At 63.9% G+C, this 277-nt stretch carries 1 protein-coding gene; it reads left to right on the top strand.

Annotated features, from left to right (window positions below):
- Positions 1-22: 22 nt before the first annotated feature.
- Positions 23-277 (top strand): hypothetical protein (locus ACLJNW_RS24745; RefSeq protein WP_410961294.1); only part of this gene is annotated, 255 nt, incomplete at its 3' end.

Genomic DNA, 277 nt, shown 5'->3' with positions numbered 1-277 from the left:
GATCATACGAGAACATATCCGCATGCAAAGACTGTCGCGTATCGGCCGCAACACCCTCGCCGTCTCCGTTTCCACCTTGCTCCTCAGCGCCTGCAACCAGGGCGACGATGCGCCGAAGCCTGCGGCAGTCGCGCCGCAACCGGCCGCACCGAGCATGGCTGCACTGAGCATCCCGCTATGCCTCAACGGCCAGTGCGCGGTGATCGACCAGGACGCCAAGCTGCTCGTGCCGTTCGACAACGACTACGACAATATCGTCGCCAGCGCCTACCAGGGC

The sequence above is a fragment of the Salmonella sp. SAL4457 genome (assembly GCF_046548235.1).
In the GTDB taxonomy this organism is placed as follows: Bacteria; Pseudomonadota; Gammaproteobacteria; order Enterobacterales; family Enterobacteriaceae; genus Salmonella; species Salmonella enterica.
Note: the sequence above shows the minus strand (reverse complement) of the source record. Positions and strands in the feature narration are given on the sequence as shown.